Source organism: Frigoribacterium faeni, from assembly GCF_011761235.1.
In the GTDB taxonomy this organism is placed as follows: Bacteria; Actinomycetota; Actinomycetes; order Actinomycetales; family Microbacteriaceae; genus Frigoribacterium; species Frigoribacterium faeni_A.
In genome coordinates, this window is the sequence record NZ_JAAOYW010000003.1 from 103,558 (window position 1) to 119,818 (window position 16,261).

A 16,261-nucleotide genomic window follows, 5' to 3' on the forward strand; every position below is an offset into this window, starting at 1 on the left:
TCCGGGCCGGCGAAGCTCTCAGGCCCATGACAGAGGGGGTGCACGACCACGGCTCCGCCGTGCCGTGCGCGTCCCCGTCGTGCAGGTGCTGCACGACGCCGATCCCGGCCGAGTCAGGCGCCGGGCCGTCCCCCAGGAGTCCGCAGATGTCCGACGCATCCTCGAACCTGCCCGCCGCCCCCGGCCCCGACGACGCCGAGCTGGCCCGCGACGGCCTCGCCGACCTCGACGACGACGCCGCGGGCACCGCCGGCGCGACGACCGACGAGACGGGCGACGTCCCGGTCTCCGACGACGGCACCGAGGGCATCGCCACCGCGGGCGGGGCGCCGCTCGACGTCGTCGCCGCCGACGACGCCGAGGCCGTGGCCGACGAGCAGGAGGAGCGCCTCAGCCCCCTGCACGAGGTGCACGTCGCCGCCGGGGCCAGCTTCACCGACTTCGCCGGCTGGCAGATGCCCGTCCGCTACAGCTCCGACCTGGCCGAGCACCACGCGGTCCGCACCGCCGCGGGCCTGTTCGACCTCTCGCACATGGCCGAGATCGCCGTCGTCGGCCCCGACGCCGGGGCGTTCCTCGACGGGGCGCTCGCGGGCACCCTCTCGACCATCGCGGTCGGCCGGGCCAAGTACTCGCTGCTGCTCAGCCCCGAGGGCGGCATCGTCGACGACCTCGTCGTCTACCGCCTCGACGAGCACGACTACCTCGTCGTCGCGAACGCCTCCAACCGCGACGCGGCCTTCGCCGCCCTGGCGGGCCGGGCCGACGGCTTCGACGTCACGGTCGACGACGAGAGCGACGACACCGCCCTCATCGCGATCCAGGGCCCCGAGGCCGAGGGCGTGCTCGACGAGCTGGTCACGGCCGACCGCCTGCAGCCCGACGCGCCCCTCTCGACCCTCCGCTACTACCGCGTGCTGCAGGGCACCTTCGACGACGCCCCCGTGCTCATCGCGCGCACCGGCTACACCGGCGAGGACGGCTTCGAGCTCTACCTCGCCCCCGAGCTCGCCCCCGAGCTCTGGGCGGCCCTCGCCGAGGCCGGTGCTCCCCGCGGCCTCGTGCCTGCGGGGCTGGCCAGCCGCGACACGCTGCGCCTCGAGGCGGGCATGCCCCTCTACGGCCACGAGCTGGGCCTCGACGTGCGCCCGGCGCAGGCGGGGCTCGGCCGGGTGGTCGACACCTCGAAGGAGTTCGTGGGCAAGGCGGGCGTCGAGCCCGAGCCCGGTGCCCGGGTGCTCGTCGGCCTCGCCCTCGAGGGCCGCCGCGCCGCCCGGGCCGGCTACCCCGTCGTCACGGACGACGGCACCGTGGTCGGCGAGGTGACCAGCGGCGCCCTGTCGCCGACCCTCGGCCACCCCGTCGCGATGGCCTTCGTCGACCCCGAGGTCGCCGACCGGGGCCCCGCCCTCGCCGTCGACGTCCGCGGCACCGCGATCCCCGCCGCGGTCGTGTCCCTGCCGTTCTACAAGCGCTCCTGACCCCCGCGGGCGACCTGCCCGCGCCCGCACCGCCTCCTCGTCCCCGCCCCCGGCGTCCCTTGCCTCCCCGAAAGGACCGGCCATGACCGACCTCACCGCCCTGCAGTACACCTCCGAGCACGAGTGGCTGCTCATCGACGGCGACACCGCCACCGTCGGCATCACCGACTACGCCGCCGCGAAGCTCGGCGACGTCGTCTACGTCGACCTGCCCGCCGAGGGCACCGAGGTCGAGACGGGCAAGGTCGTCGGCGAGATCGAGTCGACCAAGTCGGTCGGCGAGCTCTACGCGCCCGCGCTGGGCACCGTCCTCGAGGCGAACCAGGCCGTCGTCGACAGCCCCGACCTCGTCAACAGCGACCCCTTCGGCGACGGCTGGCTCATCAAGATCAGCCTGTCGACCACCGACGGCCTCGCCCTCCTCTCCCGCGACGAGTACGTCGCCCTCACCGCCGAATGAGCGACGCGCAGGGGTCCGTCTTCGGCGACTGGTCCGACCGGGCCGCCACCGGCTTCGTCGACCGCCACGTCGGCACGACCGCCGCCGACCAGGCGGCCATGCTCGAGCTGCTGGGCCACGACAGCGTCGAGTCGCTCGTCCGCGCCGCGGTGCCCGACAGCATCCACGCCGCCGCCGTCGAGGCCTCGGTGCTGCTCGCGCCCATCGGCGAGAAGGAGGCGCTGGCCGAGCTGCGTGCGCTCGCCGACCGCGGTCGTCCCTCGCGCAGCATGATCGGGCTCGGCTACTACGACACGGTCACGCCGGCCGTGATCCAGCGCAACGTGCTCGAGAACCCGAGCTGGTACACGGCCTACACGCCGTACCAGCCCGAGATCTCGCAGGGCCGCCTCGAGGCCCTCATCAACTTCCAGACCATGGTCTCCGAGCTGACCGGCCTCACGACCGCGAACGCGTCGATGCTCGACGAGGGCACCGCGGTCGTCGAGGGCATGCTGCTCGCCCGTCGTGCCTCGAAGGCGCGCACCGACGTCTTCGTCGTCGACGCCGACGCCCTGCCGCAGACCAAGGCGCTGCTCGCGGGCCGCGCCGAGGCCGTCGGCATCGAGCTCGTCGAGCTCGAGCTGGCGAGCGTCGACCCGGCCGAGATCCCCGAGGCGTTCGGGGTGTTCGTGCAGTACCCCGGCGCCTCCGGCTGCGTGTGGGACCCGGAGGCGGTCGTCGCGGCCGTCCACGCGTCCGGCGGCCTCGCGGTCGTCGCCGCCGACCTGCTCGCCATGACCCTGCTGCGCCCGCCCGGCGAGTTCGGGGCCGACGTCGCCGTCGGCACGAGCCAGCGCTTCGGCGTGCCCATGGGGTTCGGCGGCCCGCACGCCGGCTACATGGCCGTCCGCACCGGGCTCGAGCGCCAGCTGCCCGGCCGCCTCGTCGGCGTCTCCCAGGACGTCGAGGGCCACCCGGCCTACCGCCTCAGCCTGCAGACCCGCGAGCAGCACATCCGTCGCGAGAAGGCCACGTCGAACATCTGCACCGCGCAGGTGCTGCTCGCCGTGATGGCCTCGATGTACGCCGTCTACCACGGGCCGTGGGGCCTGCGGCACATCGCGTCGCGGGTCCACGCCCACGCCGCCGACCTCGCCGCCGCCGTGCGGGCGAGCGACCTCGAGCTCGAGGACGACGTCTTCTTCGACACCCTGCAGGTGTTCGTGCCCGGCCGGGCGCGCGAGGTCGTCGACGCGGCGCACGAGCGCGGCTACCTGCTCTGGGCCGTCGACGACGACTGCATCCGTCTCTCGTTCGACGAGACGACGACGCGCGAGGACGTCGAGGTGGTCGCCGAGGTCCTCGGCGTCGCGCTGCCCCCGGCGCCCGCGGCCGCCGAGCGCGACGCGGTCCTGCCAGGTGCCCTGCGCCGCACCAGCGACTTCCTCACCCACCCGGTCTTCCGCACGCACCGCAGCGAGACCAGCATGATGCGCTACCTCAAGCACCTCGCCGACAAGGACTACGCGCTCGACCGCGGCATGATCCCCCTCGGCAGCTGCACGATGAAGCTCAACGCGGCGACCGAGATGGCGGCGGTCACCTGGCCCGAGTTCGCGGCCGTGCACCCGTTCGCCCCCGCGTCCGACGTCGAGGGCTACCTCGAGATGATCGGGCAGCTCGAGGGCTGGCTGGCCGAGGTCACGGGCTACGACACCGTCTCGCTGCAGCCGAACGCCGGCAGCCAGGGCGAGCTCGCCGGCCTGCTGGCCATCCGCGGGTTCCACCTCGCCGCCGGCGACACGGCGCGCACCGTGTGCCTCATCCCGCAGAGCGCGCACGGCACGAACGCCGCCAGCGCCGTCCTCGCGGGCATGCGCGTGGTGGTCGTCGCCTGCAACGAGCAGGGCGACGTCGACCTCGCCGACCTGCGGGCCAAGGTCGCGCAGCACGCCGACGAGCTCGCCGCGCTGATGATCACGTACCCGTCGACGCACGGCGTCTACGAGCACGACATCCGCGAGGTCACCGACGCCGTGCACGCGGCCGGCGGCCAGGTCTACGTCGACGGCGCGAACCTCAACGCCCTGCTCGGCTTCGCTCGGTTCGGCGACTTCGGCGGCGACGTCTCGCACCTCAACCTGCACAAGACCTTCTGCATCCCCCACGGAGGCGGCGGTCCCGGTGTCGGACCGGTCGCGGCGAAGGCCCACCTGGCCCCCTACCTGCCGGGCCACCCGCTCGCACAGCAGGCCGACCGCCGCACCGGCGCCGAGCCCGCCGCGGCGGGGGAGCGGCTCGCCCACGCGGGCGTCCCCGTGTCGAGCGCGCCGTACGGGTCGCCGAGCATCCTGCCGATCAGCTGGGCCTACGTGCGCATGATGGGCACCGAGGGCCTCGCGGCGGCGACCGGGGCGGCGGTGCTCGCGGCGAACTACGTCGCCGCCCGTCTGCGCGACCACTTCCCGGTGCTCTACGCGGGCGAGAACGGGCTCGTCGCGCACGAGTGCATCCTCGACCTGCGGCCCCTGCGCGACGCCACCGGCGTGACCGTGGACGACGTGGCCAAGCGCCTCATCGACTACGGGTTCCACTCGCCGACGATGTCGTTCCCCGTCGCGGGCACCCTGATGGTCGAGCCGACCGAGAGCGAGGACCTCGCCGAGATCGACCGGTTCGTCGACGCGATGATCGCGATCGCCGGCGAGGCGGCGGACGTGGCCTCGGGCCGCTTCACCGCCGAGTCGAGCCCGCTGCGGGGCGCGCCCCACACGGCCGAGTCGGTCATCTCGGGCGAGTGGACGCGCGAGTACAGCCGCGACGAGGCCGTGTACCCGGTCCGCACGCTCGTCCGCGGCAAGTACTGGCCGCCCGTCCGGCGCATCGACCAGGCGTGGGGCGACCGCAACCTGTTCTGCGCCTGCCCGCCCGTCGAGGCGTTCGCCTGATCGTCACGCGCCTCCGGGCCTGAGGTGGAGAACCGCCTGGTCGCCGATCCCGTCGGCGGCCAGGCGGTTCTCCGTGGTCCCCGCGGGTGCCGGCCCCAGAGCGGCGCGGACGGCGCTCGCGTGACGGGGGCCGTCCCGGATGACGCCCGGGGGGACGGTCGAGGAGGTGCGTGTGGAGTTGTCGGAGCCACCTCGGCACCTGAGACCATGACACGCTCCCCCCGAACGGGTGTCAAGAGGGGGCGTCGCCCGCGGGGCGAAGTCGGCGCACATCCGCGCGGGCGTGGCCGGGGGAGGCCACGCGACGAGCGCACGCGGCCGGCCGCCGCCTCCTCGGCTCGCGTCCCGGCGCGTGGACCGCGTCAGGAGGGCAGGCCGAACGCCGCCGGGAACGCCGTCGCGGCCCAGGGGTAGCCGACGAAGACGGCCGCGTCCATGAGCAGGTGCGCGACGACGAGCGGCAGCACGCGGCCCGTCCGCGTGTAGAGCCAGCCGAAGACGAGCCCCATGACGACGTTGCCGACGAAGGCGCCGAAGCCCTGGTAGAGGTGGTAGCTGCCGCGCAGCAGGGCGGCGGCGACGATGATCGGCCAGGTGCGCCAGCCGAGGTCGCGCAGGCGGGCGAACAGGTAGGCCACGACGATGACCTCCTCGGTCACGCCGGCGCGGAGGGCCGAGAGCAGCAGCACCGGCACCGTCCACCACTGGGCGGCGAGGTCGGTCGGGACGACCGTGACGGTCAGGTCGAGCGCCTTGCCCACGAGGTAGAGCCCGATGCCCGGGACGCCGATGGCGAGCGCGAGCCCCGCCCCGCCGAGCACGTCGCGGCCGGCGCGGGAGAAGTCGACCCCCAGCCGGCCGAGGTGCGGCCGGGCCTCGCTCCAGAGCAGGTAGGCGACGAGCGCCACCGGCACGAGGTCGACGGCGATGCCGACCAGCTGGTAGATCAGGTCGAAGACGGGGCGGTCGCTGAGCGACGAGTTCAGGGTCGCGGTCTGCTGCGAGAGGGCCTGGTCGCGCGTCAGCCGGTTCGCGATCGACAGCAGCGAGTAGACGGCCGAGGCCCCGAGCGACAGCCCGAGCACGATCGCGATCTCGACCCGGAGGCGCGCGCGGCCCGGTCGCATCGGTCCCGTCGCGACGGGGGCGGCCCCGTCGCCCCGTGGCGTCTGCCCCCCGGATGCAGGTAGCGTGTCGTCTCTGTCGCTCACGGCCCGATCGTACGGGACGCACCGGCCGGCCGCGGATGATACCCGGCAGCTGTCTGATTTCTCGCAGCGGATCCTTGCGCCTCGCGCCCGGCACGCGCAACGGATCGACCCTCCACGCAACGATCCGGCGAGTTGGTTTCCGTCGTGTAACCGTTGCCCGTGGGGTTTGGAGATGGCTGAGCCCGGTGCTTAGGGTGACTGCATCCAACGCGGCGAGGCTCATGGGGGCCCCGCTGCGTCCTTTCCCGCATCAGGAGGAACATTGAAGAAGACGCGCATGGGCCTCGGGGCCATCGCCGTCGTGGGGACGGCAGCACTCGTCCTCACGGGCTGCGCCAGCGGCGGAGGGTCGGACGACGACACCTCCGGCGACGCGAGCGCCATCATCACCACCAACGGCACCGAGCCCGAGAACCCGCTGATCCCCTCGGACACCACCGAGACCGGCGGCGGCCGCATCGTCACCTCGATCTTCGCGGGCCTCATCAGCTACAACGCCGACGGCACGACCAAGAACGAGGTCGCCGAGAGCATCGAGAGCGACGACGCCACCGTGTGGACGATCACGCTCAAGGACGGCTGGAAGTTCACCGACGGCACCGACGTCACCGCCGAGTCGTTCACCAAGGCCTGGAACTGGGCCGCGAGCTTCGACAACGCCGCCAACTCGTCCGGCGCGTCGTTCTTCGACAACTTCGTCGGCTACGACGACACCGCCCAGAGCGACCTCGACCTGACCGTCGACAGCGACACCCAGTTCACGGTCACGCTGAAGTCCCCCGAGGCCGACTTCCCGCTGCGCCTCGGCTACTCGGCCTACTCGCCGCTGCCCGAGTCGTTCTACGCCGACCCCGCCGCCTTCGGCGAGAACCCCGTCGGCAACGGCCCCTACATGCTCGCGAGCGAGGGCGCCTGGACCCACAACCAGGGCATCAAGCTGGTGACGAACCCCGACTACGACGGCAACCGCAAGCCGGCCAACGGCGGTCTCGACATCAACTTCTACACCTCGCTCGACTCGGCCTACGCCGACGTGCAGGGCGGCAACCTCGACGTGCTCGACCAGATCGGGCCCGCGGCGTTCCAGACCTACCAGAGCGACTTCCCCGACACGAACGTCAACCAGCCCGCCGCGGTGTTCCAGGGCATGACGATCCCGCAGTACCTCGCGCACTTCGGCGACGACGAAGAGGGCAAGCTGCGCCGTCAGGCCATCTCGATGGCCATCAACCGCGACGACGTGACGAAGGTCATCTTCCAGGGCACCCGCACCCCCGCCAAGGACTGGACGAGCCCGGTCATCCCCGGCTACTCGGACGACCTGGAGGGCGAGGACGTCCTCTCCTACGACGCCGACGCGGCCAAGGACCTCTGGGACCAGGCCGACGCGATCTCGCCCTACGGCGACACCGTGTTCACCATCGGGTACAACTCCGACGGCGGCCACCAGGAGTGGGTCGACGCCACGACCAACAGCATCGCGAGCACGCTCGGGATCAAGGCCGAGGGCAAGCCCTACGCGACCTTCGCGGAGTTCCGCACCGACGCCTCCGGCGGTGCCATGACCGGTGCGTTCCGCTCCGGCTGGCAGGCCGACTACCCGTCGCTGTACAACTTCCTGTACCCGACGATGGCCACCGACGGCTCGTCCAACGACGGCAAGTACTCGAACCCCGAATTCGACGACCTGCTCGCCCAGGGCAGCGCCGCCAGCGACGTCGACGAGGCGAACGGCTACTACCAGCAGGCCCAGGAGATCCTCCTCGAGGACCTGCCGATCGTGCCGCTGTGGTACGCGAACGTGAACGGCGTCTGGGCCGACACGGTCAGCAACGTCGAGTACGGCTGGGACTCCGTCCCGCTCTACTCGCAGATCACGAAGTAGGGTCGACGCGCACCGCGCTCGACCGGAGCTCGCGAGGGGTCCGGGCAGTGTCCTCACTGTCCGGGCCCCTCGGCGGGCGTCACGACCGTTTTTCCCCCCCACCTCATGATTGCGACAACGATGCACGCGCAGCCGACTGAGGAGGCCTGATGCTCTGGTACACCGGACGCCGGCTCCTCCAACTGATCCCCGTCTTCTTCGGGGCGACGTTCCTCATCTACTTCATGGTCTTCGCGCTGCCCGGGGACCCCGTGGCCGCGCTCTTCGGCGACAAGACGCCCAGCCCGGCCGTCATCGAGGCCATCCGCGCCGAGTACAACCTCGACCAGCCGTTCATCGTGCAGTACCTGCTCTACATCGGCGGTCTCTTCACGGGCGACCTCGGCACCACGTTCTCGGGTCGACCCGTCGTCGACGAGCTGGTGCGCGCCTTCCCGATCACGTTCCGCCTGGCCATGCTCGCCCTCGTCTTCGAGGCCGTCGCCGGCATCCTCGTCGGGCTCGTCGCGGGCCTCTGCAAGGGCAAGATCTTCGACACGAGCGCGCTCGTCGTCAGCCTGCTGCTCATCTCCGTGCCCACGTTCGTCATCGGCTTCCTGCTGCAGTACGTCTTCGGCATCCAGCTCGGGCTGTTCCGCACCACCGTCAGCTCGCAGGCCCCGTGGTCCGAGCTCGTGCTGCCGGCCATCGTGCTCGCCTCGGTGTCGTTCGCGTACATCGTCCGCCTGACCCGCGCCTCCGTGGCCGAGAACTCGAGCGCCGACTTCGTGCGCACGGCGTCCGCCAAGGGGCTCACGCGCCGCCGCGTCGTCACGGTGCACATCCTCCGCAACTCGCTCGTGCCCGTGGTGACCTACCTCGGCGTCGACATCGGCTCGCTGATGGTCGGCGCGATCGTGACCGAGGGCATCTTCAACATCCAGGGCGTCGGCGGCACGGTCTACCGGGCGATCACGCTCGGCGAGGGCCCGACCGTCGTCTCGTTCGTCGCGGTGATGGTGATCATCTTCATGCTCGCCAACCTCCTCGTCGACCTCCTCTACGCCCTTCTCGACCCGAGGATCCGCTATGCCAAGTAACGACTCGTCGGCCCTCTCGGCCGACCACTTCGTCGCCGATCTCGAGGAGACGCCGATCCGGGCCGTCGACGCGATCGACGAGTCCGAGAAGCCGCGCAGCAGCTGGAACGACGCGTGGGACGCCATGAAGCGCCGCCCGACCTTCTGGATCGCCGCGGGCCTCATCGTCGTCGTCGTCGTGGTCGCCCTGTTCCCCGGGCTGTTCACCGGCGTCGACCCCCGTGCCGCGTCGCTGACCAAGAGCAACCAGGGCGGCGAGAGCGGCCACCCGCTCGGCTTCACGCTGCAGGGCGCCGACGTCTTCTCGCGCATCGTCTGGGGCACCCGTGCCTCGCTGACGGTGGGCCTGCTCGCGACCGTCATCGTGACGCTCGTCGGCGTCGTCATCGGCTCGCTCGCGGGCTTCTACGGCGGCTGGCTCGACGCGATCGTGTCGCGCATCGGCGACATCTTCTTCGCCATCCCCACCGTGCTCGGCGCCATCGTGCTCATGTCGATCCTGCCGGTGCGCACGCCCCTCACGGTGGCGCTCGTTCTGTCGGTCTTCGCCTGGCCGCAGATCGCGCGCGTCATGCGCGGCTCGGTGCTCAGCGCCCGCGCCAGCGACTACGTGACCGCGTCGGCCGCCCTCGGCGTCTCGCGGTTCCGCATCCTCGTGCGCCACGTCGTGCCGAACGCCATCACCCCGGTGATCGTCGTGGCCACGGTCTCGCTCGGCACGTTCATCGTCGCCGAGGCGACCCTGTCGTTCCTCGGCATCGGCCTGCCGCCGAGCACCATGTCGTGGGGCAACGACATCAACAACGCGCGCACCTCGCTGCGCGTGGCCCCGGCCCCGCTGTTCTGGCCCGCGGCCGCGCTGTCGATCACGGTGCTGTCGTTCCTCCTCATGGGCGACGTCGTGCGCGACGCCCTCGACCCGAAGGCGAGGGCGCGTCGATGACCTCCGAGACCACCCCCCGCACCCGGGCCGGCCGCACCGGCGAGCCCGGCGCGCCCCTGCTCGAGATCAAGGGCCTCAAGATCGGCTTCAAGACCCAGGCCGGCTACGTCGACGCCGTCCGCGGCGTGGACATCACGATGCGCCAGGGCGAGAGCCTCGCCATCGTCGGCGAGTCCGGCTCGGGCAAGTCGACGACGGCCACGTCGATCATCGACCTGCTGCCCGGCACCGGCCAGGTGACCGGCGGCCAGATCATCTTCGACGGCAAGGACCTCACGAAGGCCTCGGCCGCCGAGATCCAGGCCATCCGCGGCCGGGAGATCGGCTACGTGCCGCAGGACCCGATGTCGAACCTCAACCCGGTCTGGAGCATCGGGTTCCAGGTCGAGGAGGCGATCCGTGCGAACGGCGTCGCCACCGGCAAGCAGGCGGTCCGCGACCGCGCCGTCGAGGTGCTGAAGGAGGCCGGGCTCGGGGACGCCGACCAGCGCCTCAAGCAGTTCCCGCACCAGTTCTCGGGCGGCATGCGCCAGCGCGTGCTGATCGGCATCGGCCTCTCGTCGCGCCCGAAGCTGCTCATCGCCGACGAGCCGACCTCGGCCCTCGACGTCACCGTGCAGCGTCGGATCCTCGACCACCTCGAGACCCTCACGCGCGACTACGGCACCTCGGTGCTCTTCATCACGCACGACCTCGGCCTCGCGGCCGAGCGTGCCGAGAAGCTCGTGGTCATGTACAAGGGCCGCGTCGTCGAGTCAGGTCCCTCGAAGGAGATCCTGGCGAACCCGCAGCACCCGTACACGAAGCGCCTCGTGGCCGCGGCGCCCAGCCTCGCGAGCCGCCGCATCCAGTCGACGATCGAGCCTGCCTCGACGTCCGACGTCGCGGTGTCCGCCGAGGGCTCGGAGGACGCCGAGCTGATCGCCCGTGCCCACCAGCGCGAGCAGGCCGGCAAGGCGGCGACCGACTACATCGCGGTCGACAACCTGTCGAAGACCTACCGCATCCGTCAGGGCGGCTTCTCGACCACCGAGCTGAAGGCCGTCGACGACGTGTCGTTCCGCATCCCCAAGGGCACCACCATGGCGCTCGTCGGCGAGTCGGGCTCGGGCAAGTCGACGGTGGCCAAGCTCGTGCTGCAGCTCGAGTCGATCACCTCCGGCACGGTGTCGATCGGCGGCCAGAGCGTCGGCGCCCTGCGGGGCAAGGAGCTCTTCGACTTCCGTCGGCGCGTCCAGCCGGTGTTCCAGGACCCGTACGGCTCGCTCGACCCGATGTACAGCGTCGGCAACACCATCGCCGAGCCGCTCGTCACCCACGGCATCGGCGACCGCGCCAGCCGTCAGGCCCGGGTGCGCGAGCTGCTCGACCAGGTGTCGCTGCCGGCGTCGACGGTCAACCGCTACCCGAACGAGCTCTCCGGCGGCCAGCGTCAGCGCATCGCCGTGGCCCGGGCGCTGGCGCTCAAGCCCGACGTGATCGTGCTCGACGAGGCGGTGTCCGCGCTCGACGTGCTGGTCCAGGGGCAGATCCTCGACCTGCTCACCGACCTGCAGACCGAGCTGGGGCTGACGTACCTCTTCATCACGCACGACCTCGCCGTCGTCCGCCTCATCGCGGACAACGTGGCGGTCATGCAGAAGGGGCGCATCGTCGAGGCGGGCACGACGGACGCGATCTTCGCGGAGCCGTCGAAGCAGTACACCCGCGAGCTGCTCGAGGCGATCCCCGGCGCGCACTTCGAGTTCGGGCGCTGACCCGCCGACCGGCTGACCCGCCGACCGGCTGACCCGCCGAGCGTGGGCTCCCGAGGGGCCCTCCGACCGTGCCGAGAGCACGGGGGAGGGCCCCTTTACCACGTGCCGTAGACTGTTTCCCGCCGGGCTACGTCCCGAGCACCTCCCCTGACTCCCCTCGTAAGGAATACATCCATGGCGACTGCCATCCGCAGCGACCTGCGCAACGTGGCGATCGTGGCCCACGTCGACCACGGCAAGACGACCCTCGTCGACGCCATGCTCAAGCAGACGAACTCGTTCGACGCGCACTTCGACACCGAAGACCGCATGATGGACTCGAACGAGCTCGAGCGCGAGAAGGGCATCACGATCCTCGCGAAGAACACCGCGGTGCTCTACAACGGTGCCCACGCGAACGACGGCCCGATCACCATCAACGTCATCGACACCCCCGGCCACGCCGACTTCGGCGGCGAGGTCGAGCGCGGCCTGTCCATGGTCGACGGCGTCGTCCTGCTCGTCGACGCGTCCGAGGGCCCCCTGCCCCAGACGCGCTTCGTGCTCCGCAAGGCCCTCGCGGCCAAGCTGCCCGTCATCCTGCTGGTCAACAAGACCGACCGTCCCGACGCGCGCATCGACGAGGTCGTCGCCGAGAGCCAGGACCTGCTCCTCGGCCTCGCCAGCGACCTGAGCGAAGAGGTCGAAGATCTCGACCTCGACGCCATCCTCAACGTGCCCGTCGTCTACGCGTCCGGCCGCAACGGCGCCGCGTCCGTCAACAAGCCCGCCGACGGCTCGCTGCCCGACAACGACGACCTCGAGCCGCTGTTCGACGCGATCCTCACGCACGTGCCCGCGCCGACCTACGACGACGAGCACCCGCTGCAGGCGCACGTCACCAACCTCGACGCCTCGCCGTTCCTCGGTCGTCTCGCGCTCCTCCGCGTGTTCCACGGCACCCTGAAGAAGGGCCAGACGGTCGCCTGGGTCAAGGCCGACGGCACGGTCGCGAACGCCCGCATCACCGAGCTGCTCATCACGAAGGCGCTCAGCCGCTACCCCGCCGAGAGCGCGGGCCCCGGCGACATCGTCGCGGTGGCCGGCTTCGACACGATCACCATCGGCGAGACCCTCTCCGACCCCGACGACGTGCGGCCGCTGCCGACCATCACGGTCGACGACCCCGCCATCTCGATGACGATCGGCACCAACACCTCGCCCATCATCGGCAAGGTCAAGGGCCACAAGCTCACCGCCCGCATGGTGAAGGACAGGCTCGACCGCGAGCTCATCGGAAACGTCTCGCTCAAGGTCGTCGACATCGGACGCCCCGACGCGTGGGAGGTCCAGGGCCGCGGCGAGCTCGCGCTGGCCATCCTCGTCGAGCAGATGCGTCGCGAGGGCTTCGAGCTCACCGTCGGCAAGCCCCAGGTCGTCACCCGTCGCGACGAGAACGGCAAGCTCCAGGAGCCGTTCGAGCACATGACGATCGACGTGCCCGACGAGTGGCTCGGCGCCATCACGCAGCTCATGGCCGCCCGCAAGGGCCGCATGGAGAACATGGCGAACCACGGCTCGGGCTGGGTCCGCATGGAGTTCATCGTCCCCTCGCGCGGCCTGATCGGCTTCCGCACGCAGTTCCTCACCGACACGCGCGGCACCGGCATCGCCAACGGCATCAGCCACGGCTACGGCCCCTGGGCCGGCGAGATCACGACCCGCACCAACGGCTCGATCATCGCCGACCGCGCGGGCGTCGTCACCCCCTTCGCGATCATCAACCTGCAGGAGCGCATGACGTTCTTCGTGCAGCCGACCGAAGAGGTGTACGAGGGCATGGTCGTGGGCGAGAACTCGCGCGCCGACGACATGGACGTCAACATCACCAAGGAGAAGAAGCTGACCAACATGCGTCAGTCGACGGCCGACAACTTCGAGTCGATGACGCCCTCCAAGGTGCTGTCGCTCGAGGAGGCGCTCGAGTTCGCCGGCGACGACGAGTGCGTCGAGGTCACCCCCGACGCGATCCGCATCCGCAAGGTCGAGCTCGACGCCAGCGCCCGCCAGCGCAGCACCGCTCGCCTCAAGAAGCAGAACGCGTAGCAGCACCGACCCCACCAGGTCACCGAGGAGGCGCCCCGCAGTCGTGCGGGGCGCCTCCTCTGGTCTGTGGGCGCGTCTGCACACGCCGCACGTTCGGCGGTCGCGTCCAGCGTCGGCCGCTACGGTCGTCGCCGTGACCACGCTCATCCGAACCCCTCGCGCCCGTCTCGTCCGCTCCGCCTCCGCCCTGCTGCTCGCGGGCGGCGTCGTCGTGGGCCTGACCGCCTGCGGCGAGGGCTCGATGGTCGACAACATCGTCGGCAGCGCGGTCGACTAGGGCGTGGAGAGCGTTCGCGGCACCGTCGAGGAGGCGGTGGGCGACGTGCTCGGCGGCGCGAGCGTCTCGACCGACGGCACGCTGCCCGACTCGTTCCCGGCCGAGGTGCCGCTGCTCGACGGCACGGTCCGCGGCGGGGGAGCAGGGCCCGAGGGCACCGGCTGGGTGGCGCAGCTCACCGTCGGCAGCCTCGACGACTTCGCGACGGCGCAGACGCAGCTCGAGGGCGCGGGCTACACGGCGAGCGGGGTGAACACGGACGGCGACACCGCCCTCGGCACGTTCACGGGCTCGACGTACCGTGTGCTCCTCACGCTGACGACCCAGGCGTCCGACGGCGCCGTCGTCGCCACCTACGTCGTCACGCCGCTCTAGCCGGGCGCAGGCGTCGGCGCCGCCGTCGCCGTGACGACGGCACGAGCACGCGGGGCGGCGGCATATCCTGTCGGGTGATGACGTACTTCGGCCCCGCCTCGACCGATCCCCGCCCGGACGCCCCCTCAGCCCTGCGGGCGGAGCGGGTCCTCTTCGTGCACGCGCACCCGGACGACGAGACCATCGCGACGGGCGGCACGATCGCGGCCCTCGTCGACGCCGGCGCCCAGGTCACCATCGTCACCTGCACGCGCGGCGAGCTCGGCGAGGTCATGCCCGACGACCTGGCGCGACTGCGCGGCGACGAGGCCGCCCTGGCCGCGCACCGCGAGGTCGAGATCGCCGAGGCGATGCGCGACCTCGGCGTCCGCGACCACCGGTTCCTCGGCGACCCCGAGGCCCGCACGGCCGGCCTGCCGGCGCGCGTGTACCGCGACAGCGGCATGGTCTGGCGATCCGACGGGGTCGCGGGGCCGACGCCCGACCTGCACGGCGCGGCCTTCTGCGCCGCCGAGTTCGGCGAGATCGTCTCCGACCTGCAGGCCGTGGTCGAGTCGGTGCGGCCGACGGCGGTCGTCAGCTACGACGAGGACGGCGGCTACCACCACCCCGACCACGTCCGGGCCAACCGGGCCGCGGTGCGGGTCGCCCGCCTGGCCGAGGTGCCCTTCTTCGCGATCGTCGCCGGGGCCGAGCAGGCGACAGGCGCCGAGGCCGAGGCGCTGGCCGCCGACGACACCGTCCGCACCGTCGACGTGCGGCCCTCGACCGCCCGGCGCCTGGCCGCCCTGCGCCGCTACCGCACGCAGGTCGAGGTCGTCGACCTGCCCGAGGGCAGGGCCGGCGTGCGCTACCCCCACGGCGCCGTGCACCCCGTCGGCACGACCGAGTCGTTCCGCTTCGTGCCCCAGCCCGACCCCCGGGCGGCGGGCCCGGCCGGGGCCTCCGAGTTCGCGGACATGAGCACGAGCGGCCGGGTGGCGACCACCGTGCTCGCGCTCGTCGCCGGGGCCGTGTTCGGCGCGCTCGGCACCGTCGCGCACCAGGGCACCGTCACCGTCGCGGGGTCGCCGCTCTGGTCGGGGCTCGTGCTGTCGCTGGTGATGGCGGCCGCCCTGCTGGCCGGGATGCGCCTCCTCTTCGGCTCGCGCGTCGTCGCCGTCGCCACCGCCCTCGGCCTCCTCGGCGCCGCCGCGCTGCTCTCGCAGCCGGGGGCGGGCGGCTCCGCCCTCGTCCCGGCGAACGGCCCGGGCTACGCGTGGACGTTCGGGCCCCTGCTGATCGCCATGGTCGTGATCGCCTGGCCGACCCTGCCGCCTCGGGGCGGCGGCTCCGAGGGCGGGCCGGCCGACGCCTCCTCGGCGGGGCCGTCCGCGGTGCGGCCGGGCTCCCAGCCGACGGCGCGCTAGGCTGGACCCTCTGCCCGACGTGAAGGGAACCCCCCAGACGTGACGTACGTGATCGCACTGCCCTGTGTGGATGTCAAAGACCGTGCCTGCATCGACGAGTGCCCCGTCGACTGCATCTACGAGGGCGAACGCTCGCTCTACATCCACCCCGACGAATGCGTCGACTGCGGCGCCTGCGAGCCGGTCTGCCCCGTCGAGGCGATCTACTACGAGGACGACCTGCCCGACAAGTGGGCCGACTACTACAAGGCCAACGTCGAGTTCTTCGACGAGATCGGCTCGCCCGGCGGCGCCGCCAAGGTCGGCGTCATCGCCAAGGACCACCCGGTGATCTCGGTCCTGCCCCCGCAGGGCGCGTAGGGCCAGGCC

General features: G+C 71.9%; 13 protein-coding genes. 12 read left to right on the top strand and 1 reads right to left on the bottom strand.

The window, feature by feature from the left end; all coding sequences use genetic code 11:
• Positions 1–146: 146 nt before the first annotated feature.
• The 3 genes from gcvT (at position 147) to gcvP (ending at position 4,871) form a co-directional block, all read left to right on the top strand.
• On the top strand, positions 147–1,481 hold the full coding sequence (gcvT, locus tag FHR78_RS12615) for a glycine cleavage system aminomethyltransferase GcvT (RefSeq protein ID WP_166760904.1): 1,335 nt from the start codon (positions 147–149) through the stop codon (positions 1,479–1,481).
• Positions 1,482–1,563: 82 nt separating this feature from the next.
• Positions 1,564–1,941 carry a glycine cleavage system protein GcvH gene (gene gcvH, locus FHR78_RS12620; RefSeq protein ID WP_166760905.1) on the top strand — a complete coding sequence of 126 codons (378 nt, stop codon included), beginning with the start codon at positions 1,564–1,566 and terminating at the stop codon, positions 1,939–1,941.
• On the top strand, positions 1,938–4,871 hold the full coding sequence (gcvP, locus tag FHR78_RS12625) for an aminomethyl-transferring glycine dehydrogenase (RefSeq protein ID WP_166760906.1): 2,934 nt from the start codon (positions 1,938–1,940) through the stop codon (positions 4,869–4,871). The genes gcvH and gcvP overlap by 4 nt, the downstream gene beginning before the upstream one ends.
• Positions 4,872–5,233: 362 nt before the next feature.
• Here the strand turns inward: gcvP and FHR78_RS12630 are convergent, their stop codons facing one another.
• Complete coding sequence (locus tag FHR78_RS12630; RefSeq protein ID WP_166760907.1) at positions 5,234–5,998, bottom strand: CPBP family intramembrane glutamic endopeptidase; 765 nt, start codon at positions 5,996–5,998, stop codon at positions 5,234–5,236.
• A 346-nt stretch (positions 5,999–6,344) separates the two neighbouring features.
• On the opposite strand from FHR78_RS12630, the gene FHR78_RS12635 reads away from it, so the two are divergent.
• The 9 genes from FHR78_RS12635 to fdxA all read left to right on the top strand — a co-directional run bounded on the left by FHR78_RS12635 (position 6,345) and on the right by fdxA (position 16,252).
• Entirely contained in the window at positions 6,345–7,967 is a 1,623-nt protein-coding gene (locus FHR78_RS12635) for a peptide ABC transporter substrate-binding protein (RefSeq protein ID WP_166760908.1), read from the top strand.
• A 149-nt stretch (positions 7,968–8,116) separates the two neighbouring features.
• Positions 8,117–9,046: an ABC transporter permease gene (locus FHR78_RS12640; protein WP_166760909.1), complete on the top strand. Its 930-nt coding sequence runs from the start codon at positions 8,117–8,119 to the stop codon at positions 9,044–9,046.
• Positions 9,036–9,989 carry an ABC transporter permease gene (locus FHR78_RS12645; protein WP_166760910.1) on the top strand — a complete coding sequence of 318 codons (954 nt, stop codon included), beginning with the start codon at positions 9,036–9,038 and terminating at the stop codon, positions 9,987–9,989. Before FHR78_RS12640 ends, FHR78_RS12645 begins: the two co-directional genes overlap by 11 nt.
• On the top strand, positions 9,986–11,746 hold the full coding sequence (locus FHR78_RS12650) for a dipeptide ABC transporter ATP-binding protein (protein ID WP_166760911.1): 1,761 nt from the start codon (positions 9,986–9,988) through the stop codon (positions 11,744–11,746). Before FHR78_RS12645 ends, FHR78_RS12650 begins: the two co-directional genes overlap by 4 nt.
• Before the next feature lie 174 nt (positions 11,747–11,920).
• The gene (gene typA / locus FHR78_RS12655; RefSeq protein WP_166760912.1) at positions 11,921–13,831 is read left to right on the top strand and encodes a translational GTPase TypA; all 1,911 of its coding nucleotides are present in this window, start codon (positions 11,921–11,923) and stop codon (positions 13,829–13,831) included.
• Between the two features lie 133 nt (positions 13,832–13,964).
• The gene (locus FHR78_RS12660) at positions 13,965–14,108 is read left to right on the top strand and encodes a hypothetical protein (protein WP_166760913.1); all 144 of its coding nucleotides are present in this window, start codon (positions 13,965–13,967) and stop codon (positions 14,106–14,108) included.
• A gap of 3 nt (positions 14,109–14,111) precedes the next feature.
• Positions 14,112–14,483 (top strand): hypothetical protein, encoded by a 372-nt coding sequence (locus tag FHR78_RS12665; protein WP_166760914.1) that lies wholly within the window; start codon positions 14,112–14,114, stop codon positions 14,481–14,483.
• Between the two features lie 77 nt (positions 14,484–14,560).
• The gene (locus FHR78_RS12670; protein WP_243862591.1) at positions 14,561–15,892 is read left to right on the top strand and encodes a PIG-L family deacetylase; all 1,332 of its coding nucleotides are present in this window, start codon (positions 14,561–14,563) and stop codon (positions 15,890–15,892) included.
• A gap of 39 nt (positions 15,893–15,931) precedes the next feature.
• On the top strand, positions 15,932–16,252 hold the full coding sequence (gene fdxA, locus FHR78_RS12675) for a ferredoxin (protein WP_166760916.1): 321 nt from the start codon (positions 15,932–15,934) through the stop codon (positions 16,250–16,252).
• Positions 16,253–16,261 lie beyond the last annotated feature (9 nt).